We start from the raw sequence: 21722 nt of genomic DNA, 5'->3' as shown, positions 1-21722 counted from the left end.
GGCGGGGCCTCCTACGACGTGCGCTTCCTCGCGGCGGCCTTCTTCGCCGGAGCCTTCTTCGCAGCCGTCTTCTTCGCGGCGGCCTTCTTCGCCGGAGCCTTCTTGGCGGGCGCGCTGGCGGCAGCCGCCTTCTTGGCCGCACGCTCGGCCGCAGCCACCTTCTTGGCGGCGGCCTTGGTGACCGGCCGGCCGACCTCCACCGGCTTGACCTTGCCCGTGGGCTGCTTCGCCCCCCGGCCCTCGAGGATCGGTCGCAGGAAGGTGCCGGTGTGGCTGGCCTCGACCATCGCGACGTGCTCGGGTGTGCCCTCGGCGACGACCATGCCGCCGCGCGACCCGCCCTCCGGGCCCATGTCGATGAGCCAGTCGGCGGTCTTGATGACGTCGAGGTTGTGCTCGATGACCAGCACCGTGTTGCCCTTGTCGACGAGGCCGGACAGGACGTGCAGGAGCTTGCGGATGTCCTCGAAGTGGAGACCGGTGGTGGGCTCGTCGAGCACGTAGACGGTGCGGCCCGTGGACCGCTTCTGCAGCTCGCTGGCGAGCTTGACGCGCTGGGCCTCGCCCCCGGACAGTGTCGTCGCCGGCTGGCCGAGGCGGACGTAGCCGAGGCCCACCTCGCCCAACGTCTTCATGTGGCGGGCGATCGGCGGGACCGCGGCGAAGAAGTCGGCAGCCTCCTCGATCGGCATGTCGAGGACCTCGGCGATGGTCTTGCCCTTGTAGTGGACCTCGAGCGTCTCGCGGTTGTAGCGGGCGCCGTGGCACACCTCGCACGGGACGTAGACGTCCGGGAGGAAGTTCATCTCGATCTTGATGGTGCCGTCGCCGGAGCACGCCTCGCAGCGCCCGCCCTTGACGTTGAACGAGAAGCGGCCCTGGAGGTAGCCCCGCATCTTGGCCTCCGGGGTGGAGGCGAAGAGCCGGCGGACGTGGTCGAAGACGCCGGTGTAGGTCGCCGGGTTGGAGCGTGGTGTGCGCCCGATCGGCGACTGGTCGACGTGGATGACCTTGTCGACGTGCTCGAGGCCGGTGATCTTGGTGTGGCGCCCCGGGACCGTGCGGGCGTTGTAGATCTGCTTGGCCAGGGACGTGTAGAGGATGTCGTTGACCAGCGTGGACTTGCCGGACCCGGACACACCGGTGACCGCGGTGAAGACACCGAGCGGGAAGCTGACGTCGACGTTCTGCAGGTTGTGCTCGCGGGCGCCGTGGACGGTCAGCTCGCGACCGACCGTGCGCGGGCGGCGCACGGCGGGCAGGGGGATCTCGCGACGACCGGAGAGGTACTGACCGGTCATCGAGTCGGGATGGGCCAGCAGGTCCTCGACCGAGCCCGAGTGGACGACCTGGCCACCGTGCTCGCCGGCACCGGGCCCGATGTCGACCACCCAGTCGGCCACGCGGACGGTGTCCTCGTCGTGCTCGACGACGATCAGGGTGTTGCCGAGGTCCTTGAGGCGCAGCAGCGTCTCGATGAGGCGGTGGTTGTCGCGCTGGTGCAGGCCGATCGACGGCTCGTCGAGGACGTAGAGGACGCCGACGAGGCCGGCGCCGATCTGGGTGGCGAGCCGGATCCGCTGGGCCTCGCCGCCCGACAGCGACCCGCTGGGGCGGTCGAGGGAGAGGTAGTCGAGACCGACGTCGAGCAGGAACCGCAGGCGCTCCTGGATCTCCTTGAGGACCCGCTCGCCGATCTGGCGCTCACGGGCGGAGAGCTCGACGGTGCGCAGGTATTCGGCCGTCTCGTCGATCGACAGCGCGCAGACCTCGGCGATGTTCTTGCCGCCCTGGTCCTTGGCGCCGAGCGTCACCGAGACCGAGACCGGCTTGAGGCGGGTGCCCTTGCAGGCGGGGCACGGCACCTCGCGCATGAAGCCCTCGAAGCGCTCGCGACTGGTGTCGGACTCGGCCTCGCGGTGACGGCGCTCGACGTAGGGACGCACGCCCTCGAAGGCGGCGTAGTAGGCGCGCTGGCGGCCGTAGCGGTTCTTCGTGACCACGTGGACCTTGGTCTTGTGGCCGTCGAGCAGCGAGGTGCGCGCGTGGGGGGTGAGCTGGTCCCACGGGGTGTTGAGGTCGAAGCCGAGCTCCTCGCCCAGCGCGTTGACCAGGCGGAGGAAGTAGTCGGCCACGTGGGCGCCGCTCCACGGAGCGATGGCCCCCTCCCCCAGGGTCGCGCCCTGGTCGGGCACGACCAGCTCCGGGTCGACCTCCATCTTGGTGCCGAGGCCGGAGCAGACCGTGCAGGCGCCGAAGGGCGAGTTGAAGGAGAACGAGCGGGGCTCGAGGTCGTCGGTGTCGATGGTGTGGTCGTTGGGGCACGCCATCTTCTCCGAGAAGCGCATCTCGCGGCCCGGGTCCTTGGCGTCGAGGTCGACGAAGTCGAAGACCACGAGACCGCCGGCGAGGCCGAGGGCGGTCTCGACCGAGTCGGTGAGGCGACGCTTGGACGACCCCTTCACCGCGAGCCGGTCGACGACGACCTCGATGGTGTGCTTGAGCTTCTTGTCGAGCGTGGGCGGCTCGTCGAGGGAGTGGGTCTGCCCGTCCACGCGCGCCCGGCTGAAGCCCTGCTGCTGGAGCTGGCGGAAGAGCTCGACGTATTCGCCCTTGCGACCCCGGATGACCGGCGCGAGGACCTGGAAGCGCCGACCCTCCTCGAGGGCGAGGATGCGGTCGACGATCTGCTGGGGCGTCTGCCGCTCGATCGGCGCGCCGCACGTCGGGCAGTGGGCCCGTCCGGCACGCGCGTAGAGGAGACGGAGGTAGTCGTAGACCTCGGTGATCGTGCCGACGGTCGACCGCGGGTTCTTCGAGGTGGACTTCTGGTCGATGCTGACCGCGGGGCTCAGGCCCTCGATGAAGTCGACGTCGGGCTTGTCCATCTGGCCGAGGAACTGCCGGGCGTAGGCCGACAGCGACTCGACGTAGCGGCGCTGGCCCTCGGCGAAGATCGTGTCGAACGCGAGGCTCGACTTGCCCGACCCGGACAGGCCCGTGAAGACGATGAGCGAGTCGCGCGGAAGGTCGATCGACACGTCCTTGAGATTGTGCTCGCGGGCGCCCCGGATGATGAGCTGGTCGGCCACAGTGGTCCTCTGTCTGGCGGCTGGTCGGAGTCGAACACGTGTTCGCCTCGATGTTCGTCCCAATGGCGCGCCGCGGTCAAGACGACGCACCGCTCCACACTATGACCCCGCACCGACAACGGGCCCATCCGTCACCCGCGAGGGTGGGTGGCACGAGGTGGCACGATGGCCGTCGTGACCGACCTCACCGTCCTGACCGGCCTGATCGACCGTGCCGACGCCGAGCTGGTGCGCACGGTCGACGCGCTGGCGGGTGCGGCGTACGCCGAGCCCTCCCTGCTGCCGGGCTGGACCCGTGCGCACGTGGTCGCCCACCTCACGCTCAACGCCGAGGCGCTGGCCGGGGTGCTGCACGGCGCGCACGTCGGGGAGCCGCAGCCGATGTATGCCTCGGTCGAGGGACGCGACGCCGACATCGCCGGGCTCGCGGACGCCTCGCCGTCGGCCCTGCGCGAGCGGTTCCTGGCCTCGACGACGCTCTTCGGCGAGGCCCTGGGGGCGATGGGTGAGGACGACTGGGCGGGCCGCTTCGACCGCGTGCCGGACGGGCCGACCTTCCAGCACGCCGACATCCCGCTGATGCGCCTGCGCGAGCTCGAGATCCACCACGCCGACCTGTCGGCCGGCTACACCCCCGCCGACTGGAGCGACGAGTTCGCCACCGTCCTGCTGGACGCGATGACGAGGTTCCGCACGTCGACGCCGTTCGGCATCCGGGCGATCGACCTCGACCGCTCCTGGCACTTCGGCGAGGGCGAGGGCGGCCCCGTCGTGAGCGGTACGGCGGGTGCGCTGGGATGGTGGCTCACCGGCCGGGGCACCGGCGACGACCTGACGTCCGACACGAACGAGCTCCCCGAGATGGAGGCATGGTGACCACCCAGCACGAACCCGGCGAGTCCTACACCGGCGAGGTGTCGCCCGGCGGCGACGCCGACGTCCGCACCCTGGGGTGCCTGACCCTGACGAAGGTCGCGGTCGACCCGAAGATGTCCAACAACTGCTACCTGCTGCGGTGTGCCGACACCGGCGCGCAGGTCCTCGTCGACGCGGCCGCCGAGCCGTCGCGACTCCTCGAGCTGGTCGGTGACCGGCCGCTCGCGGCCATCGTCACCACCCATCAGCACTGGGACCACCACCGCGCGCTCGCCGCGGTGAAGGCCGCCCACCCCGCCGCCGTGGTGATCGCGGGCGAGCCCGATGCGGACGCGATCGAGGAGCAGACCGGCGTCACCGTCGACCGGCGGGTGCGCGAGAACGACACGATCGCGGTCGGCACGTGCGAGCTCCAGGTCGTCCCCGTGGCCGGTCACACGCCGGGCTCGATCTGCCTGCTGCTCCGTGACGACGAGGTCTCCCCCAGCCCCCACCTCTTCACCGGCGACTGCCTCTTCCCTGGCGGCGTCGGCGGGACCTTCGGCGACGCCGATGCTTTCGCCCAGCTCATCGGCGACGTCGAGACCAAGCTCTTCGGCCGCCTGCCCGACGACACCTGGTTCTACCCCGGCCACGGCAACGACGGGCGGCTCGGCGACGAGCGGCCACACCTGGCGGAGTGGCGCGAGCGCGGCTGGTAGCCGCGCCGTTCGCCTGACATCCCCTGCTGGGCACGACAGACTCCCGCGCATGAGCCGAACGGAGGCAGTCGAGGCCGCGCTGACGCGTCGGCCAGCGGATCCGGCTGGCGAGATCGCTCTCACGGCCGCCACGCTCGGAGCCTGGCTGCTCACCTACGGCCTGCTCGCATGGCTTCAGGCGGGTCGCGTGAGCTTCGAGACGTCGCTCTGGCTCGTCCCGCTGCGCTTCGCCGCGACCCTCGCTCCGACCGTCCTGCTCCGCGCCCGCGACGCGCGTAGGAGGACCTGGGCCGGGATCGCCCTCACAGTCCTCCTGGCCACGATGCTCGTCCCCGCGCTCCTCCTGCTTCCTAGCGACGACCTCTGGAGGACATACGGGGTGTTGTTCGACATCTCCGGCCAGGCGGCTCCCCTGCTCGTGCTGGTGGTCTGGGGGCTGGCCCGCCGCCACGGTCACTGGTGGTGGATCGGCCTGATCCCGGCGTACGGGCTGGTCGTGGCGTCGACGCACCTCGTCACGGCGCTCGGCACCGGCGCGGCCGGGTGGGTCGCGGAGGTCGGCAGCTGGACCCTCGGCACGCTCGCGATGATCCTCGGCGGCCTGTGCTGCTGGTGGGTCGACGTGGCGACCACCCGGCCCGCGCGACCCGGCGCGTGGCAGTCTTGAGCCATGAGCACGCGTGAGCTGACCCTGGCCGACTTCGAGCAGACGGTGAGCGGTGAGGGCATCGTCCTGGTCGACTTCTGGGCGTCGTGGTGCGGTCCGTGCCGCCAGTTCGCCCCGGTCTTCGAGAAGGCGTCGGAGGACAACCCCGACATCGTCTTCGGCAAGGTGGACACCGAGTCCGAGCAGCAGCTCGCCCAGATGGCGGCGATCACCTCGATCCCGACCCTGATGCTCTTCCGCGACGGGGTGCTGCTCTTCAACCAGGCCGGCGCCCTGCCGCCCCAGGCCCTGAGCGGCGTGATCCAGCAGGCGCGCGAGCTCGACATGGATGCCGTGCGCCAGGAGGCCGCTGCCGCCCAGGAGGCCGCCGCCGACGCACCGAAGGACGAGGTCGGGCTCGACGACTTCGTCGCGGTGCACAGCCAGGGGGCGTACGTCGTCGACGTCCGCGAGGCCGACGAGGTGGCCGGAGGGCGCGTGCCCGGCGCCATCCACATCCCGATGAACGAGGTGCCCGCGCGGGTCGCGGAGCTCCCGAAGGACCAGCCGGTCTTCGTGATCTGCCAGTCCGGGGGTCGTAGCCGCCAGGTGGTCGACCACCTGCGCGCCCAGGGCGTGCCGGCCTTCAACGTCGCCGGCGGCACCGGCGGCTGGGCGCAGCGCGGCTGGCCGCTCGAGAGCTGATCGCGCCGGCTCAGAGCATCCGGCGCAGGATCTTCGGGCGCGCGTTGGTGAACAGGTGTGCCGCCAGCGCCGCGAAGAACGCGATGTGTGCGCCGATGTGAAGGGGCAGCCAGTCGTCGTCGCCCGTGCCGACCAGGAGCAGGCCGCTGACCGGCACGACGACGAGCAGGGCCAGCAGGGCCCGCTCGGTCCAGTGCACGAGCCGTTTGTCGGCGATCGAGAGGTGCTCGGACCACGGCGGCAGACCGACGTGCCTGCGCCACAGTGGACGGACGACGCCGAGCGCGAGGACGAGCAGGCCGAGGAAGAGGTGCACCTCTGCGAGGTCGACGCCACCGCCGATCAGGTCGTAGTCGTCGGCCCGGGCCTCGCACGCGTCCTCGAGGCGGTCCATCCGGTCCTCGAAGGCGTCGCTCGTGTCACCGCCGCTGAGGTCCTCCCCCGGCGGGTCGCAGTCGTCGAGGTCGAGGTTGTAGCCGACGGCGAGCTGGGCCCCGAGCGCTCCGACGGTCAGCCAGTGCAGGACCTTCTGGGAGGGGCGGTAGCCCCGCGGCGGGCCGAGGGTCGTCACGGCTCAGCCGACGATCACGCGGCCGGCCTCGACCTGCCAGCGCTGGTCGAGGGAGACGTGGGCCAGCAGCCGGCGGTCGTGGGACACGAGCAGCAGCGTGCCGTCGTAGGAGTCGAGTGCCTGCTCGAGCTGCTCGATGGCCGGCAGGTCGAGGTGGTTGGTCGGCTCGTCGAGGACGAGCAGGTTGACCCCGCGGGCCTGCAGGAGTGCCATCGCCGCACGGGTGCGCTCGCCCGGTGAGAGCCGCTCGACGAGGCTGGCGACCTGGTCGGCCTTGAGGCCGAACTTGGCCAGCAGGGTGCGCACCTCGGCGGGCGTCATCGCGGGCACGGCGGCCTCGAAGGCGTCGCCGAGCGACAGCGCCTCGTCGAGCGACGTGCGCGCCTGGTCGATCTCGCCGATCGCCACGGTGGCACCGAGGGAGGCCCGCCCCTCGTCGGGGGCGAGGTGGCCGAGCAGCAGCCGCAGCAGGGTGGTCTTGCCGGCTCCGTTCGGGCCGGTGATCGCGACGCGGTCTCCGGCCGAGACCTGGAGCGAGACCGGGCCGAGCCGGAAGTCGCCGAGCTGCACGGTCGCGGCGTCGAGGACCGCGACGACGCTCGAGGAGCGCGGTGCGGCGGCGATCGCGAACTGGAGCACCCACTCCTTGCGGGGCTCCTCGACCTCCTCGAGGCGGGCGATGCGCGACTCCATCTGCCGCACCTTCTGGGCCTGCTTCTCCGACGACTCGCTCTGCGCGCGGCGGCGGATCTTGTCGTTGTCGGGCGACTTCTTCATGGCGTTGCGCACGCCCTGCGAGCTCCACTCCCGCTGCGTGCGGGCGCGAGCGACCAGGTCGGCCTTCTTGCCGGCGAACTCGTCGTACGCCTCTCGCGCGTGCCGCCGGGCGACCGCGCGCTCCTCGAGGAAGGCGTCGTAGCCGCCGTCGTAGACCGCGACCTGCCCCTGGGCGAGGTCGAGCTCGACGATGCGGGTGACGCAGCGCGCCAGGAACTCACGGTCGTGCGACACCAGCACGACGCCCGCCCGCAGGCCGCGGACGAACGACTCGAGCCGCTCGAGGCCGGCGAGGTCGAGGTCGTTGGTGGGCTCGTCGAGGAGCACCACGTCGAAGCGGCTCAGCAGCAGCGCGGCGAGCGCGACCCGGGCCGCCTGTCCGCCGGAGAGCGAGGTCATGAGGGTGTCGATCCCGAGGTCGAGGCCGAGCTCGGCGAGGATCGCGGGCGCCCGGTCCTCGAGGTCCGGCGCCCCGGTGGCGAGCCAGTGGTCCAGCGCAGCGGCGTACGCGTCCCCGGCGGCGGGATCGTCGGACTCGAGCGACGCGGCGGCGGACTCCATCGCCTCCGTCGCCGGGGTGGCGCCGGTGCGGCGCCCGAGGTAGCCGGCGATCGTCTCGCCGGGCACGCGCTCGTGCTCCTGCGGCAGCCACCCGACGAACGCGTCCGCCGGCGCGGTCGACACCCGCCCCGCCATCGGCGCGTCCACGCCGGCGAGCAGCCGCAGCAGCGTCGACTTGCCGGCGCCGTTGGCACCGACGACCCCGACCACGTCCCCCGGCGCGACGGTGAGGTCGAGGGACTCGAAGAGGGTGCGCTGCCCGTGGCCGCCGGCCAGGTCCTTCGCGACGAGGGTGCCGGTCACGGCCACAGGCTAGACGGCGCGCCGACGGGACGGCATGGGTGGGTGAGCGTGGGATAGCCTCGGCGCGTGCTCATCAGCGACACCCGGCAGGTGCTCTTCGTCCACGTCCCGAAGACCGGTGGCGTGTCGATCGAGCAGACGGTCGAGGCGGCGTGTCCCGACGCCCGCAAGGGCGAGGCCCCTCTGGGCCGACACGCGACGCTGGGCAGGATCCTCAAGCACGAGCCGCAGGCCGTGGGCCACTGGACCTTCGGCTTCGTCCGGAACCCCTGGGCGCGGATGGTGTCGTGGTACTCGATGATCTCGCAGTGGGACCGCCGCCACGGCCCGTCCAGCGGCAAGCCGCAGGACGTCTTCCACGGCTCGATGCGCGACGGCAACGACATGTGGCGAGCCGCGGCGGCGTACTCCGGGTTCGACGAGTTCGTGATGCGCGGCACCGAGGAGCTGCCGCGGGTCGGGACTCCGCAGATCAGGTACCTGCGGGCTCCGAAGTTCGGTCGCGAGGTCGACTTCATCGGACGCACGGAGAACTTCGTCGCAGACCTCCAGAAGGTGCAGGTCCAGCTCGGCCTCGAGCCGTCGGTGCCCGTCCACAAGAACAAGTCGAGGCACGGCACCTACCACGACTACTTCACCGACGAGACCCGCAAGAAGATCGCCGAGGTCTACGCCGAGGACATCGACCTCTTCGGCTACACCTACTGAGACCGGGCCTCGAGCAGCGGTGTGCCTCGGGCGCCTGCCCACTCCCCTGTCGCGGCAAGCCGATGCCACACCTCGTACTCCGGGGCGAAGTGGGCGGCCAGCGCCTCCCGCGTCGCGAACGACAGCGCGCCCCGCTCGGCACCCGAGGCGTTGCGGCGCCCGAACTCCAGCGGCGCTCCGACCCGCTCGGCGAACCACGGCTCCCACACGTCGGGGCGGTCGACGCTGAAGATCCGGTCCACAGCGACCCCGCCCTCGGCACGGATGAACCTCGCCGGCCGGCCCTTCGGCGTCGGCGCGTCGTCGTCACCGGCGAGGTAGTGCAGGGCGAACTGCTCGAACGTCATGTCCGCGGTCGACTGCCGGCTGTCGTCGCGCGAGCGGTAGCGCCACCACGACTCGAGCCAGGCGACCGGCTCGCGGAACATCGTGACGAGCTCGTAGGACTCGCGCGGATGCCCCTGCTCGGCGAGCGTGCGGGCCCGGGTGTGGACGAAACCTCGGGCCGGCAGGTGCTTCTGGCCCGGCGGCGAGCCCACCACCTCGGTGGCGTACGGCGCCAGCGTGCGCTCGAGACTGGTGCTCGCGGTCTTCGGCAGGGCGAGCAGCACGAAGTCCCGGCCGGGCCCGAGTCCGAGGAACGTGATCACGGGGTCGATCATCCCCCATCAGGTCTCGCTCGGTCGCACCTGTCACGGGTAGGTGGGCTAGCCTCCCACCCGTGCTCATCTCCGACGCCAAGCGCGCGCTGTTCGTGCACGTGCCCAAGACGGGGGGAGTCTCGGCAGGGGTCGCCTTCGAGCGCTGCTGCCCCGACGCCCGGAGCAAGACACCCGGCGTGAAGCCGCCGCTGGGCCGGCACGCGCCGTACGGCCGCATCCTGCGTGCGGAGCCGGGCGTCGCCGACTACTGGTCGTTCGCGTTCGTCCGCAACCCGTGGGCGCGGATGGTCTCGTGGTGGTCGATGATCCATGACTGGAACCACTCCCACGGCCCCGCGAGCGGCAAGCCGCAGGAGGGCGCGACGAGGATGCGCGGCAACGACATGTGGCGCGCCGCGGCCGACTACTCCGGGTTCGACGAGTTCGTGCTCCGCGGCACCGACGAGCTGCCCCGGGTGGGTCGCCCGCAGGTCGACTACCTCCATGCCCCGGAGCGCGAGGTGGACTTCGTCGGGCGGACCGAGACCTTCGCGGCCGACCTGGCCGAGGTCGAGCGTCGCCTCGGGGGCGACCCGGCCCGCGTCCCGCACCGCAACAAGTCGCCGCACGGCAGCTATCGCGACTACTACTCCGATGCCACGCGCGACAAGGTCGCCGAGGTGTACGCCGCCGACCTCGAGGCCTTCGGCTACACCTTCTGAGGCCCGCCGCCCCGTGCGCGGGGTGCACAATGCGGCATGAGCTTTCCGGACGGCTGGTCGCAGGGCGAGCACACGCACGACGGCGTCACCCACCCGACGTACCGCCGAGGTGAGGGTCCCGGCGTCATCGTCATCCACGAGATCCCCGGCATCACGCCCGAGGTCGCGACGTTCGCCCAGGAGGTCGTCGACGCCGGCCACACCGTCGTGATGCCGAGCCTCTTCGGCACGGACGGCGCGCCCATGTCGGCCGGCTCGACGGTGCGCGCGCTGCGTCAGGTGTGCGTCAGCCGGGAGCTCACGAAGCTCCGCACCGGGGAGACCACGCCGGTCGCTGGCTGGCTGCGATCGCTGGCCCGCGAGCTCCACGCAGAGCTCGGCGGTCCCGGGGTGGGCGCCCTCGGCATGTGCTTCACCGGCGGCTTCGCCCTGGCGATGATGGTCGACGACTCGGTCACCGCACCGGTCCTGTGCCAGCCCAGCGCTCCCTTCGCGGTCTCCCCCTCCCGGTCCCGCGACGTCAACCTCTCCCCGGGTGACCTCGACATCGTCAAGGGCCGCTGTGCCGCCGGTCAGCAGGTCCTCGGCATCCGCTACCGGTCCGATCCCGCGGTCGGCAAGCGGTTCGACACCCTCACCACCGAGCTCGGCGACGCCTTCATCCGGGTCGAGCTCGACGGCAGGGGCCACTCCACCGTCACCGCCCACCGCTCCCAGGTCGCCGTCGAGGCGGTGCTGGCCTTCTTCGCCGAGCACCTCCGCGCACCCGCCGCTGGTTGAGCAGGGCGCCCCGGCGCCCGTGTCGAGACCAAGGCCGACAGGACCCGTGGTCTCGACACGCTCGTGCCTCGCCGCTCGACCGACGGGACCCTCGAGACCCACACCACCGGGCACTACCGCAATGCTCGACCCCGGCACCTACGACTGGACCAGCCCCCAGCGCCACCACTACCGACGCGACCACACCGGCACCACGCGCATCGACGAACCACCCGACTGACTGGCTCACGAGTTGTCGACAGGCCTGATCTCCACCACCGGGTGGACTCGGGTCAGCACCCGCGCCGCGTCCACAAGGTCGTCGTAGTCATCGCACGTGACCACGTAGAAGCCGGACATCTGCTCCACCGTCTCGGCATACGGCCCGTCGGTGATCACCACGTCGGACCCTCCTCGCCTGAGGGTCCGGGTATGCGTGCTGTCCTCGAGCGCTGCGCCGCCGACCACCGCTCCGCCGCGCGCTGCGAGCAGACGGACGAACTCAGCGTCGGTGTCGAAGGTGACCTGGCGTTCGGCGGCAGTCGCCGCCCGCCAGACCGTCTCGTCGTCGGCAGGGAACAGGAGGATGTACTCGGTCATGGGGCTTCCTCTCGTGGTGGTCCATCATCATCGTGACGGTCGAGGAGGCGCAGGATCGACATCAGGCACCACACTCGAGGCATGGCCACCACCCCCGGTTACGACGACGAGTTCCTCGGCGCCACGCTGGCGCCTCCCACTGCACCCGGCGACGGCGCGCTGCTCGACTACGTGCACTTCAGCCTCCAGATGCATCCGGAACGGAGGCTGGCAGCGTGGGTGGCCTGGAACATCGACGGCCTCCGCCTCTTCCCCGGCGACAGCATCAGCCGGTCCGGCGAGCGCTTCCGGGCCGACCCCCGCATCCCGGAGGACGCCCAGACCCTGGAGGCGGCGTACGCCGACAACGACCTCGACCGCGGCCACATCGCCCGGCGCTCCGACCTGCTGTGGGGCACCCTCGAGGAGGCCCGGGCGGCCAACTCCGACTCGTTCTTCTTCACCAACATCACCCCGCAGCACCAGGACTTCAACCAGTCCGGACGCGGGGGCACGTGGGGGCTGCTCGAGAACGCGGTGCTGGCGCAGGAGGGCCTCGTCGACCGCCGGCTGACCCTCTTCGCCGGCCCGGTGCTGGCCGAGGACGACCCGCTCTACCGCGACATCGTCCAGCTCCCGCGCGAGCACTGGAAGGTCGTGGTCTACCGCATCGACGACGAGCTGCGTTTCAAGTGCTTCGTGCTCTCGCAGGACCTCGACGGGGTCGCCAGCGTCGACTTCCTCGACGAGTTCGACACGTGGCTGGTGCCGCTCGCCCTGCTCGAGGAGCGCACGGGCCTCACCTTCCCGAGCCTGCGAGACGCCGCCCCGGCGGAGCTGCGCGTGGAGGGCCCGGTCCTGGTCACCAATCCCGAGATCGTGGACTGGTAGTCCCCCAGTACCGGCCACCGGCACCAGGTACGACCGACTCCGTGCCCGGGTGCCCGGGCCGTGAGGATGGAGCCATGAGCCACCTCCTCCGTGCCCTCACCGTCGTCGTCGCCAGCCTGCTGCTGGGTGGCGCGACCTCGTACGCCCAGGGATTCCTGCCCGACGCGTTGACCTCCTTCGCCAACTCCCCCTCGGGTTGGACGATGCTGACGGCGCTGCTGGTGGCCGCGGTACGGCCTTCGCCACCCGTCGGTGCGCTGCTCGGCCTGGTGTCCTTCGTGAGCCTGGTGATGGGCTACACGATCGCCTCCGAGCTGCGTGGCCTCGCCTACGACCCGCTGTTCTGGAGCGTCGTGGGGGTGATCGCCGGCCCCTTCGTCGGCGCCGCAGCCGCCGCGGTCCGCGGCCCGGACGGTGTGCTGGCGGGCCTCGGCGCCGGTGCGCTGGCGGGCGCGCTGGTCGCCGACGGGATCTACGGGCTGACGGAGGTCGCAGCGACGACGAGCCCGGTCTACTGGACGCTCTGCCTGGTGCTCGGCGCGGTCCTCGTGAGCGTGATGGCGGCCCGGCTCCGGGCCCAGCACCGCGCGGTGCTCGTCGTCCTCGTCACGACCGTGGTGGCGACCGGGGTGGTGAGCGTCGGCTACCAGGTGCTGAACGGCCTCTACACCGTCGACGTCTCCTGAGCGCGTCAGAGCGAGGCGATGAGCCGCCGCACGGTCGCGAGCGCACCCTGGGAGATCGCCGGTGCCGTCTCGCGGTAGTAGGTCCAGCCGCTGATGGCGGGAGCGAGCGCGAAGCCGCGCGCCCGGCGGTACGCCGCCTCGTCGAGGCCGACCTCGTCGCGGTAGAGCCGGGCGACCGAGGCCGGGAGGTAGCCCCACATCGCGTTGAGCTCGATGGCGGGGTCGCCCCGGCCCGCCGTCCTCCAGTCGATCACTGCGGCCAGCCGGCCGTCGCGGACCAGCAGGTTGCCCTCGTGCAGGTCGCCGTGGAACCAGCACGGCTCCCCGTCGTACGCCGGTGCGGCGAGCGCGTCGGCCCACACCTCGAGCACGGCGTCGCGGGAGACCTCGGCGGGATCGGCCCGGGCCGTCCACTCGCGGACCCAGTCGTCCAGGGAGGCGAGCAGACCGCCGCGTCCCTCCGTGCGAGGCGGCGCATCCATCCCCGGCACCTCCCGGCACTCCCGCACGAAGGCAGCCAGCTGCACCGCCCACGACTCCGGGTCGAAGGTGGCCTCGGTGGGGGTCTCCCCCTCGATCCACGGCACGACGCTCCAGTGCCACGGATAGCCCTCGCCCGGCTCCCCCAGCGCCACGGGCGCGGGGATGACGAGACTCAGGTGGGGCGCGATCCTCGGCAGCCACGCGTGCTCGCTCACGGCCGCGTCCGCCGCCCAGTGGATGCGCGGCATCCGGACGAGCAGGTCGTCGCCGAGCCGGAACAGCTGGTTGTCGGTCCCGACCGGTGGCAGCCGCCGCAGCGGGAGGTCCGCCCACGCGGGGAGCTGGGCGGCGAGCAGCCGTCGTACGGTCTCGTCGTCGATCGCGATCTCGTCAGCGTGCATCCCGGTCATCGCCCGGCACCTTAGTACCGGCAAGTAGGTTGGGCACGTGAGTTTCCTGCGCCGCCAAGCACTCGTCGCCGCCCTCACCGCGAATGCGCTGCGACCACCCCGCAACCAACGCGCCGGGGTGTGGTCCTTCGCCGCCGGTTGGCTCTTCGGCGAGACGGCACCACAGATGCTCGCACTGACCACCCTCGACGCGGCCACCCACCTCACGAGGGGCCGCCGGTCGGGGGTCGCGGCGAAGGCCGGGCTCGCACTCGCGGGCGCCAGTGCGCTCGGGCTGGCCCACATGGTCAGGCAGAGTCGTCGGGCCAAGGGGGTCTTCGAGGAGGCGCTGGTCGAGGGGCTGGGCGTGGACTACGTCGAGCAGCTGGACCAGGTGCCCGACCCGGCCGACCTCGCGACCCCGTGGCGCCGCCTGGCCCGTCCCTTCCACTTCGCGGACCGGGACGTGAAGGTCATCCGCAACCTGGCCTACACCGAGGCCGGTCGCCGCGGCCACCTCGACATCTACCTCCCCGCCGGCCGTGACGCGATCCAGGACGCCCCCGTCCTCCTGCAGGTCCACGGCGGCGCCTGGACGCTGGGCGCCAAGGAGCACCAGGCCCGCCCGCTGATGAACCAGATGGCGGCCCAGGGCTGGGTCTGCGTCGCGATCAACTACCGCCTCGCGCCGCGCGACCCGTGGCCCGCCCACATCGTCGACGTCAAGCGCGCGATCGCCTGGGTCAGGGACAACATCGCCGACTACGGCGGCGACCCCGACTACCTCGCCATCACCGGCGGCTCCGCCGGCGGGCACCTCGCGGCGCTGGCCGCGCTCACCCCGGGCGACCCCGCCTTCCAGCCGGGCTTCGAGGACGCCGACACGAGCGTCCGGGCAGCCGTCCCGTTCTACGGCGTCTACGACTTCGCCGGGTCCACGGGCCTGTCCAACGCGATCGGCATGCGCGACGCCTTCCTGAGTCCCAAGGTGATGCAGACGACGTGGAAGGACGCGCCCGACCTCTTCGAGGCGGCCTCGCCGATCCTGCGCGTCACTCCGGACGCACCCGACTTCTTCGTCATCCACGGCGACCTCGACAGCCTGGTCGCGGTCGACCAGGCGCGCCTGTTCACCTCCGAGCTGCGGCGCACGTCGGAGAAGTCCGTGGTCTACGCCGAGCTGCCGGGGGCCCAGCACGCCTTCGACGTCTTCCACTCGATCCGCAGCGCCTTCGCGGTGCAGGCGGTGGACCGCTACCTCACCTGGCACTGGAACACCTGGCGCCACGGCCTCGAGGCCGACAGCGGCGCGGACCCCCGGGACATGCAGGGCGACCGTCCGGCCTCGTGATCAGCCCTGGGTGATGAAGCCGACCTGGTTGCCGGCCGGGTCGGTCAGCAGTGCCAGTGACGTGCCGCCGCCGACCTCGGTGATCGGGAACACGACGGTCCCGCCGGCCGCCTCGGTCTCGGCGACCTTGCCGCCGAGGTCGTCGGTCATCCAGTAGACGGCCGTGCCGGTCATGCCCTGCGCCGCTCCGTTCGGGTTGAGCCCGATCTCCTGACCGTCCACGTTGAAGCCGACGTAGTACGGCGTCACCGTGTGCGGCTCCACGCCCCACGCGGTCGTGTAGAACGCCGTGGCGGCGTCGAGGTCCTCGACGGGGATGGCGATGGTGTGGTTGCTCATGTCTGCTCCTGCGGTGAGAGGTGGGTGGTGTGCCTGCGCTGGTACGACGGCTGGGCGCGCGGGAGTGTGACCGCGGCCGGCTCTCCGCCACGCAGGAGCACCTCGCCGTAGGGTCGCTCCCGTGATGCCCGACGACCTGCTCGCCCACGCCCGCGCAGCGAAGGGCTTCATGCCCGAGGAGGAGGGCGAGGTGCTGCACCGGTGGGCGCGCGAGCGGCTGCCCCACGGCCCCGCGCTCGAGGTGGGCACCTACTGCGGCAAGTCGGCGATCTGGCTGGGCGCCGCCGCCCGCGAGCTCGGCGGGACGGTGTTCACCGTCGACCACCACCGAGGCTCGGAGGAGAACCAGGCGGGCTGGGAGCACCACGACCGCTCGCTCGTCGACGCGGACCTCGGGGTGATGGACACGCTGCCCACGTTCCGCCGGACCATCCGCGAGGCCGGGCTCGAGGAGCAGGTCGTCGCCGTCGTGGGTCGCTCGGAGACCGTGAGCCGCTGGTGGCGCACGCCCCTGTCGGTGCTGTTCATCGACGGCGGCCACGGCGTCGATCCGGCCCGCGCCGACTTCCGCGGGTGGCCGCGCTGGATCATGGCCGACGGCGTGCTGCTGGTCCACGACGTCTTCCCCGATCCCGGGGACGGCGGCCGCCCGCCCTACGAGGACATCTACCTCCCCGCCCTGGCCACTGGCGCCTTCACCGAGGTGGAGGCGGTCGGGTCGATGCGGGTGCTACGGCGTACGTCGGGCGATGCCGGCGACCCGCTCGGCTGACCCGGCCGCCGACGGGCAGCCGCACTCCAGCCCGAGCTCGGCGAACTCCGGGGCGAGCAGCGTGCCGCGCACGATGTCCGCGCCGGGCGTGGTGTCGGTGAGCGCGTCGGCAGCCAGGATGACGGCAGCGGCGGTGTAGGTGGTCTGCTCGACCGGCCAGTTGACCCCCTCCTGCGCCGGGTCGTCCGGGACGACGTAGCCCGTCCAGTAGGACCCGTCGACGGCGCGCAGGTGCTGCATGTCGGCGAAGAGCCCCAGCGCCCGCTCACGGTCGCCGATCGCCTCGAGGGCGAGCACCAGCTCGCACGTCTCGGCACCGGTGAACCACGGGTTGGTGGCCACGCAGCGGATGCCGAGCCCGGGCTCGACGAAGGTGTCCCAGCGCTCGGCGAGCAGCGCCTCCGCGGCGGGTCCCCGGACGGCACCGCCGAGGACGGGGTAGTACCAGTCCATCGAGAAGGCCGACTTGTCCAGGAACAGGTCCCGGTGCTCGCGCAGGGCGTGGGCGAGCCGCCCACCGGCGAGCTCCCACTCCACCTGCGGCTCCCCCACCAGGTCGGCGAGGGCGCAGCCCGCACGCAACGCGTGGTGGATGCTCGACGAGCCGGCCAGCAGCGCCTCCTCGTTGACCGCCGCGGGCGCGCCGTCGTGCCACTCCTGCGACCAGGCGATGCCACCGAAGGGCAGCTGGAGCGAGACGACGAAGTCGAGCGCGCGGTGCACGGTGGGCCACATCGACCGCACGAAGTCCTCGTCGTGGGCCACCAGCCAGTGGTGCCACACGGCCACCGCGACGTAGGCCGACATGTTGGTCTCGCCGGAGTGGTCCTCGACCTCGCCGACGACGATCTTCATCGGCCACGAGCCGTCGGGGCGCTGCGTCGCGCGCGCCCACGCGAAGGCGCGCTCCGCCGCCTCCCGCCGACCGCCGACCATCAGGGCCATCGCCGACTCGAGGTGGTTCCACACGTCGGTGTGCTCGCCGGGCGTCCACGGGATCGCACCCGACGGCTCCTGCATCGACACGATCGTCGCGGCGGTCTGCTCGACCTCGGCGCGGCTGAGCATCAGGACGGCTTGCGGAAGTAGAGCACCAGGCTCTTCCCGATCAGCGGGTCGAGCACCTTGCCGGCGTACTGCAGCGCCTTCGGGTTCTTCATGATCTCCCACACCAGGAGCCGGTGGTAGCCCTTCGCGAGCGGGTGCTTGTCGTTGGTCACACCGACCGCGCACTTGATCCACCAGTAGGGCGTGTGGAGCCCGTGGGCGTAGTCCTTGCCGGTGAAGACCATCGCGTCGCCAGGGGTGCCGTCGTTGGAGCGGCCCGCCTTGGTGACCTTGTCGACCAGCTCCTCGGACGTGTAGATCCGCACGTGCCCGCCCTCGGCGTTGTGGTAGTCGTCGGAGAGCTTCCAGTTGACGACCTCGGGCAGCCAGCGCGGCACTGTGACGGCGAGCGTCCCGCCGGGGCGGAGCACCCGCACGAGCTCCTTGATGGCGTCGACGTCGGCGTGGATGTGCTCGAGCACCTCCGAGCACACGATCCGGTCGAACTCGCCGTCGGCGAAGGGCAGCGCGAGCGCGTCGCCCTCCTTCACGTCGGCCTCGGCTCCCGCGGGCACCTCACCGGCCTCGCGCATCGCGGTGAACCACTCGCGCACCGTCGCCAGCTCGTCGGCGTCCTGGTCGAAGGCGATGACGTCGGCGCCGCGCTTGTACATCTCGAAGGCGTGCCGGCCGGCGCCGCAGCCCATGTCGAGCACGCGCTCGCCCGGGCGCAGCCCGAGCCGGTCGAAGTCAACGGTCAGCACGGTGGTCCTCCTGAAGGCGGCGCTCCGCGCGGAACGACGCGATGGTCTCCTCATAGGCGGCGGCGGTGGCCTCGGCCACGGCGCGCCAGCTGAACAGCCGCTCGACCCGGGCCCGGCCGGCGGCGCCCATCGTCGTACGCCGCTGGGGGTCGTCGAGCAACGCGGCGATGGCCTGCTCCAGCTCGCCGACGTCGCCGGGGGTGACCAGGTCGGCGCACTCGCCGTCCGGCCCGACGACCTCCGGGATGGCCCCCGCCCGTGAGACGACGAGCGGCGTGGCGCAGGCCATCAGCTCGGCCGTCGGGAGCGAGAAGCCCTCGTAGAGCGACGGCACGCAGGCGATCTCGGCCGAGCCCATCACCTCGACGAGCTCGGCGTCGCTCACACCGTTGACGAAGGAGACCTTGTCGGTGATCCCGAGCTGGTCGATGAGCCGTTCGGTGCGACCACCGGGCTCGGGCCGGGTGACCAGCACCAGCGACACGTCGCGCTCGACGGCGAGCTTGGCGAAGGCCTCCAGCAGCGTCGCGATGCCCTTCATGGGCGCATCGGCACTGGCCATGGCCAGGATCCGGCCGGGCACGCGTAGGGTGCTGGGTGGCGAGAAGACGTCGTCGACGCCGAGCAGGATGGTCTGCATGCGGGCGGGGTCCACGCCGAAGTCGCGGGCGATGTCGCGGCTCGAGGACTCCGAGGGCGTCAGCACCTTGCGGTAGCGCTTGGCGACCCGGGTCTGCATCCGGAGGAAGCCGTACCACCGGCGCAGCGTGAGCCGCTTGCGCCGGGTCGGGGCCGTCTCGAGGTCGATCCGGCGATCCACCGTGATCGGGTGGTGGATGGTGGCGACCACCGGCAGGCCGAGCTCCTCCAGCTCCATGATCCCGGTGCCGAGCACCTGGTTGTCGTGGGCGATGTCGAAGTCCCCGGCGCGCTCCCTCATCAGCCGCGCGATGCGCGAGCTGAAGGTCTTGGGCTCGGGGAAGCCGGCCGTGCACATGGTGAGGAACTCCTCGACGTCGATCCGGTCGCGGAACTCCCGCAGCCTGGGCACCCGGAACGGGTCGGGCTCGCGGTAGAGGTCGAGGCTCGGCACCTTCGTGAGCCCCACTCCCTCGTCGAGGTCGGGGTAGGGCTGGCCGGAGAACACCTCGACCTCGTGGCCGAGCCGGACGAGCTCGCGGCTCAGGTGCCGGATGTAGACGCCCTGTCCGCCGCAGTGGGGCTTGCTCCGGTAGGACAGCAGGGCGATGCGCACCTCGCCATTATGCCTACTCGCAAGTAGCGCCTCGCCGGCGCCGCCCGCCTCATCCCTCGCTGGAGTGACCGGGGAACACGTGGGTCGACGGGTCGATGACGACGGCGGCGTTGTTGACCGCGGTCGCGGCCTCGCCGAACCCCACGGCGATCAGGCGGACCTTGCCGGGATAGTCGGTGATGTCACCGGCCGCGAAGACCCGCGGGAGGTTGGTGCGCATCGACGGGTCGACGACCACGTGCCGCTTGGAGGTCTCGAGGCCCCACTGCTGGATCGCGCCGAGGTCGGCGATGAAGCCCAGAGCCGCCACGAGCGCCTGCGCCTTGATCGTGCGGGGCTCCTCGTCGTCGACGCTGATCTCCACCTCCTCGAGGTGCGGCTCGCCGCGCAGCTCGGTGACCTGCGCACGCGTGATGATCTCGACGCTGGAGTCGCGGACCGCGGCGACCGTGCGCTCGTGCGCCCGGAAGGCGTCGCGCCGGTGGACCAGCGTGACGGAGGCGGCGACCGGCTCGAGGTGCTGGGCCCAGTCGAAGGCGCTGTCCCCTCCCCCGACGACCACCACGTCCTTGCCGGCGTACGGCGCGAAGCTGGGCACGAAGAACTCCATCCCGCGACCCACCCAGCCCTCGCCGGCCGGCAGCGGGCGCGGGCTGAACTTCCCGATCCCCGACGTGATCAGCACCGCCTTGGCGGTGACCCGCACGCCGTCGTCGAGCGTGACGACGACCTCGTCCTCGCCGTGCTCGAGGGTGGTCGCCGTGCGGTCGAGGAGGTACGTCGGGGCGGCCGTGGCGGCCTGCTCGACCAGCCCCTCCACGAGGTCGCGGCCCTTGACGCTGGGGAAGCCCGCCACGTCGAGGATCGCCTTCTCGGGATACATCGCGGTGATCTGGCCGCCGAGCTCGGGCAGTGAGTCGACCACCGCGACGCTCATCCCCCGGAAACCGGCGTAGTAGGCGGAGAACAGCCCGGTCGGGCCCGCGCCGATGATGAGCAAGTCGGTCGTCACGTCGTCCACGTCGCGAACCTATCCGTTGTCGGGTCTCTGCGGGGGTGCTGTCAGAGCGCGTCGAGCTCGCTCACCCGCCACCCGTCCCCGTCGCGGGCCAGGGTCACCAGCACCCGGTCGAGGTCGAGCAGCGGCTTGTCGAGGGTGTCGTCGGTCGTCGACTGGTTGACGAAGACGAGCACCCGGGCGTGCGTCGTCGTGGCGGTCACGAGCGCGGAGTCGAGGACCTCGGCCCGGACCACCGTGTGGTCGCGCGTGCTCGACGTGACGACGCCGGCCATGGTCCGCTCGTAGCGTCGCTGCATGTCGGGCGTCATCAGGGCACGTGCGGAGGCCTTGTCGTCGGTGATCGTCTTCCACGAGTAGCCGTAGACCGCGCCCGCGGCCTGCGCGGCGACCTCGCGCACCTCGTTCCTGATCGCCCCCGAGGCGACCGCGGAGTCCGCCGCGGCGGCGCTGGTCGCCGTCGGGGTCGTGTCTCCCCCGTCCAGGACGAGCCAGCCGAGCGTCGCGGCAGCAGCCAGGACCAGCACCACCAGTGCCGCGGCAACCCGCTTCTGCGTCACCGCCGTCACCTCACGAACTCGAGGTTGCGGGTCAGCCAGCGGCCGTCCTCCAGGACGAGCTCCAGCCGCATCCGGTAGTAGCGCGTCTGCGCCTCGCCGTAGGTGCTGGCGTTCATCACCGTCGAGTTGGCCGCCACCAGCACGGTGGCGGCATCGTCGTCGAGGTCACCGACGCCGAGGGAGACGACCTCGCCGGTGGAGGTGACCCGGTTGCGCCTGGTCTCCTTCGTCAGCGTGCCGCGCTGAGCGGCGTACTTGTCGGCGAAGTCACCGGTGGCACCGGCCAGCACGGCGTCGATGAGCGGGTCCATGCCCCTGTGGTCGACGGTCAGGAAGGCGACCGCCTCGGCGCGGGCGGCCTCGGCGACCTGCTGCTGCCGTGCGGTCAGGGCGTCGTCGACCGCCCCGCGCGAGGACACCTGCAGGCCGATGGCAACCAGCAGCCCGGCGAGCACGACGACGAGACCGCCGATCACCCACCCGCCGCTGCGTGCTCCCACGTCGCGAACCTAGCCGAGTGGCGACC

24 protein-coding genes are annotated in these 21722 nt (G+C 71.8%); 11 read left to right on the top strand and 13 right to left on the bottom strand.

Annotated features, from left to right (window positions below; all coding sequences use genetic code 11):
- Positions 1 to 11: 11 nt before the first annotated feature.
- On the bottom strand, positions 12 to 3092 hold the full coding sequence (gene uvrA, locus IEZ25_RS03305; protein ID WP_191197936.1) for an excinuclease ABC subunit UvrA: 3081 nt from the start codon (positions 3090 to 3092) through the stop codon (positions 12 to 14).
- A 174-nt stretch (positions 3093 to 3266) separates the two neighbouring features.
- On the opposite strand from uvrA, the gene IEZ25_RS03300 reads away from it, so the two are divergent.
- Genes IEZ25_RS03300 through trxA form a run of 4 tightly spaced genes read left to right on the top strand, consistent with a single transcriptional unit; the run spans position 3267 to position 6020 of the window.
- Positions 3267 to 3968: a maleylpyruvate isomerase family mycothiol-dependent enzyme gene (locus IEZ25_RS03300; RefSeq protein WP_191197935.1), complete on the top strand. Its 702-nt coding sequence runs from the start codon at positions 3267 to 3269 to the stop codon at positions 3966 to 3968.
- On the top strand, positions 3962 to 4669 hold the full coding sequence (locus IEZ25_RS03295; protein WP_191197934.1) for an MBL fold metallo-hydrolase: 708 nt from the start codon (positions 3962 to 3964) through the stop codon (positions 4667 to 4669). Before IEZ25_RS03300 ends, IEZ25_RS03295 begins: the two co-directional genes overlap by 7 nt.
- A 49-nt stretch (positions 4670 to 4718) precedes the next feature.
- A complete protein-coding gene (locus IEZ25_RS03290) occupies positions 4719 to 5336 on the top strand; it encodes a hypothetical protein (protein ID WP_191197933.1) in 618 nt (205 codons plus the stop codon).
- A 3-nt stretch (positions 5337 to 5339) separates the two neighbouring features.
- Complete coding sequence (gene trxA / locus IEZ25_RS22090) at positions 5340 to 6020, top strand: thioredoxin (RefSeq protein ID WP_191197932.1); 681 nt, start codon at positions 5340 to 5342, stop codon at positions 6018 to 6020.
- A 10-nt stretch (positions 6021 to 6030) separates the two neighbouring features.
- On the opposite strand, the gene IEZ25_RS03280 is transcribed toward trxA, so the two are convergent.
- Both IEZ25_RS03280 and abc-f read right to left on the bottom strand, forming a co-directional pair.
- On the bottom strand, positions 6031 to 6591 hold the full coding sequence (locus tag IEZ25_RS03280) for a cytochrome b/b6 domain-containing protein (protein WP_191197931.1): 561 nt from the start codon (positions 6589 to 6591) through the stop codon (positions 6031 to 6033).
- Positions 6592 to 6594: 3 nt separating this feature from the next.
- Positions 6595 to 8232: a ribosomal protection-like ABC-F family protein gene (abc-f, locus tag IEZ25_RS03275; RefSeq protein ID WP_191197930.1), complete on the bottom strand. Its 1638-nt coding sequence runs from the start codon at positions 8230 to 8232 to the stop codon at positions 6595 to 6597.
- 66 nt (positions 8233 to 8298) lie between these two features.
- On the opposite strand from abc-f, the gene IEZ25_RS03270 reads away from it, so the two are divergent.
- Entirely contained in the window at positions 8299 to 8940 is a 642-nt protein-coding gene (locus IEZ25_RS03270; protein WP_191197929.1) for a sulfotransferase family 2 domain-containing protein, read from the top strand.
- On the opposite strand, the gene IEZ25_RS03265 is transcribed toward IEZ25_RS03270, so the two are convergent.
- Entirely contained in the window at positions 8934 to 9590 is a 657-nt protein-coding gene (locus IEZ25_RS03265; protein ID WP_191197928.1) for a sulfotransferase family protein, read from the bottom strand. The genes IEZ25_RS03270 and IEZ25_RS03265 overlap by 7 nt on opposite strands.
- A gap of 71 nt (positions 9591 to 9661) precedes the next feature.
- Between IEZ25_RS03265 and IEZ25_RS03260 the strand changes: the two genes are divergently transcribed.
- Both IEZ25_RS03260 and IEZ25_RS03255 read left to right on the top strand, forming a co-directional pair.
- Positions 9662 to 10303, top strand: coding sequence for a sulfotransferase family 2 domain-containing protein (locus IEZ25_RS03260; protein WP_191197927.1), 642 nt, complete (start codon positions 9662 to 9664; stop codon positions 10301 to 10303).
- A 36-nt stretch (positions 10304 to 10339) separates the two neighbouring features.
- Positions 10340 to 11083, top strand: a complete 744-nt coding sequence (locus IEZ25_RS03255) for a dienelactone hydrolase family protein (protein WP_191197926.1) — start codon at positions 10340 to 10342, stop codon at positions 11081 to 11083.
- Positions 11084 to 11308: 225 nt separating this feature from the next.
- On the opposite strand, the gene IEZ25_RS03250 is transcribed toward IEZ25_RS03255, so the two are convergent.
- Positions 11309 to 11662, bottom strand: a complete 354-nt coding sequence (locus IEZ25_RS03250; RefSeq protein WP_191197925.1) for a YciI family protein — start codon at positions 11660 to 11662, stop codon at positions 11309 to 11311.
- 81 nt (positions 11663 to 11743) lie between these two features.
- Here IEZ25_RS03250 and IEZ25_RS03245 point away from each other — a divergent pair, with 81 nt between their 5' ends.
- Both IEZ25_RS03245 and IEZ25_RS03240 read left to right on the top strand, forming a co-directional pair.
- On the top strand, positions 11744 to 12532 hold the full coding sequence (locus IEZ25_RS03245) for a DNA/RNA non-specific endonuclease (RefSeq protein WP_191197924.1): 789 nt from the start codon (positions 11744 to 11746) through the stop codon (positions 12530 to 12532).
- Between the two features lie 74 nt (positions 12533 to 12606).
- Complete coding sequence (locus tag IEZ25_RS03240; RefSeq protein WP_191197923.1) at positions 12607 to 13218, top strand: DUF6518 family protein; 612 nt, start codon at positions 12607 to 12609, stop codon at positions 13216 to 13218.
- 5 nt (positions 13219 to 13223) lie between these two features.
- Here IEZ25_RS03240 and IEZ25_RS03235 read toward each other — a convergent pair whose 3' ends face one another.
- A complete protein-coding gene (locus tag IEZ25_RS03235; RefSeq protein ID WP_191197922.1) occupies positions 13224 to 14111 on the bottom strand; it encodes an aminoglycoside phosphotransferase family protein in 888 nt (295 codons plus the stop codon).
- Between the two features lie 37 nt (positions 14112 to 14148).
- Between IEZ25_RS03235 and IEZ25_RS03230 the strand changes: the two genes are divergently transcribed.
- Entirely contained in the window at positions 14149 to 15441 is a 1293-nt protein-coding gene (locus IEZ25_RS03230) for an alpha/beta hydrolase fold domain-containing protein (protein ID WP_191197921.1), read from the top strand.
- Here the strand turns inward: IEZ25_RS03230 and IEZ25_RS03225 are convergent, their stop codons facing one another.
- Complete coding sequence (locus IEZ25_RS03225) at positions 15442 to 15780, bottom strand: VOC family protein (RefSeq protein ID WP_191197920.1); 339 nt, start codon at positions 15778 to 15780, stop codon at positions 15442 to 15444.
- A 124-nt stretch (positions 15781 to 15904) separates the two neighbouring features.
- Here IEZ25_RS03225 and IEZ25_RS03220 point away from each other — a divergent pair, with 124 nt between their 5' ends.
- Positions 15905 to 16552, top strand: a complete 648-nt coding sequence (locus IEZ25_RS03220; RefSeq protein ID WP_191198129.1) for a class I SAM-dependent methyltransferase — start codon at positions 15905 to 15907, stop codon at positions 16550 to 16552.
- Here IEZ25_RS03220 and IEZ25_RS03215 read toward each other — a convergent pair.
- The 6 genes from IEZ25_RS03215 to IEZ25_RS03190 are packed head-to-tail and all read right to left on the bottom strand — an operon-like array spanning position 16511 to position 21696.
- Complete coding sequence (locus IEZ25_RS03215) at positions 16511 to 17620, bottom strand: prenyltransferase/squalene oxidase repeat-containing protein (RefSeq protein WP_191197919.1); 1110 nt, start codon at positions 17618 to 17620, stop codon at positions 16511 to 16513. The genes IEZ25_RS03220 and IEZ25_RS03215 overlap by 42 nt on opposite strands.
- A complete protein-coding gene (locus IEZ25_RS03210) occupies positions 17620 to 18363 on the bottom strand; it encodes a class I SAM-dependent methyltransferase (protein ID WP_191197918.1) in 744 nt (247 codons plus the stop codon). The genes IEZ25_RS03215 and IEZ25_RS03210 overlap by 1 nt, the downstream gene beginning before the upstream one ends.
- On the bottom strand, positions 18350 to 19618 hold the full coding sequence (locus tag IEZ25_RS03205; RefSeq protein ID WP_191197917.1) for a glycosyltransferase family 4 protein: 1269 nt from the start codon (positions 19616 to 19618) through the stop codon (positions 18350 to 18352). Before IEZ25_RS03205 ends, IEZ25_RS03210 begins: the two co-directional genes overlap by 14 nt.
- A 49-nt stretch (positions 19619 to 19667) precedes the next feature.
- Positions 19668 to 20639, bottom strand: coding sequence for an NAD(P)/FAD-dependent oxidoreductase (locus tag IEZ25_RS03200; RefSeq protein ID WP_191197916.1), 972 nt, complete (start codon positions 20637 to 20639; stop codon positions 19668 to 19670).
- Between the two features lie 41 nt (positions 20640 to 20680).
- Positions 20681 to 21196, bottom strand: a complete 516-nt coding sequence (locus tag IEZ25_RS03195) for a hypothetical protein (protein ID WP_191197915.1) — start codon at positions 21194 to 21196, stop codon at positions 20681 to 20683.
- A gap of 5 nt (positions 21197 to 21201) precedes the next feature.
- The gene (locus IEZ25_RS03190) at positions 21202 to 21696 is read right to left on the bottom strand and encodes a hypothetical protein (protein WP_191197914.1); all 495 of its coding nucleotides are present in this window, start codon (positions 21694 to 21696) and stop codon (positions 21202 to 21204) included.
- Positions 21697 to 21722 lie beyond the last annotated feature (26 nt).

Origin of the sequence: Nocardioides hwasunensis, assembly GCF_014779665.1 — a bacterium.
Lineage (GTDB): Bacteria > Actinomycetota > Actinomycetes > Propionibacteriales > Nocardioidaceae > Nocardioides > Nocardioides hwasunensis.
Note: the sequence above shows the minus strand (reverse complement) of the source record. Positions and strands in the feature narration are given on the sequence as shown.

Bases quoted from the DNA above. Each gene is read 5' to 3' on its own strand.
- IEZ25_RS03295 (WP_191197934.1), top strand. From the start codon at position 3,962: ATGGTGACCACCCAGCACGAACCCGGCGAGTCCTACACCGGCGAGGTG.
- IEZ25_RS03290 (WP_191197933.1), top strand. From the start codon at position 4,719: ATGAGCCGAACGGAGGCAGTCGAGGCCGCGCTGACGCGTCGGCCAGCG.
- trxA (WP_191197932.1), top strand. From the start codon at position 5,340: ATGAGCACGCGTGAGCTGACCCTGGCCGACTTCGAGCAGACGGTGAGC.
- IEZ25_RS03255 (WP_191197926.1), top strand. From the start codon at position 10,340: ATGAGCTTTCCGGACGGCTGGTCGCAGGGCGAGCACACGCACGACGGC.
- IEZ25_RS03250 (WP_191197925.1), bottom strand. From the start codon at position 11,662: ATGACCGAGTACATCCTCCTGTTCCCTGCCGACGACGAGACGGTCTGG.
- IEZ25_RS03245 (WP_191197924.1), top strand. From the start codon at position 11,744: ATGGCCACCACCCCCGGTTACGACGACGAGTTCCTCGGCGCCACGCTG.
- IEZ25_RS03240 (WP_191197923.1), top strand. From the start codon at position 12,607: ATGAGCCACCTCCTCCGTGCCCTCACCGTCGTCGTCGCCAGCCTGCTG.
- IEZ25_RS03235 (WP_191197922.1), bottom strand. From the start codon at position 14,111: ATGACCGGGATGCACGCTGACGAGATCGCGATCGACGACGAGACCGTA.
- IEZ25_RS03225 (WP_191197920.1), bottom strand. From the start codon at position 15,780: ATGAGCAACCACACCATCGCCATCCCCGTCGAGGACCTCGACGCCGCC.
- IEZ25_RS03220 (WP_191198129.1), top strand. From the start codon at position 15,905: ATGCCCGACGACCTGCTCGCCCACGCCCGCGCAGCGAAGGGCTTCATG.
- IEZ25_RS03215 (WP_191197919.1), bottom strand. From the start codon at position 17,620: ATGCTCAGCCGCGCCGAGGTCGAGCAGACCGCCGCGACGATCGTGTCG.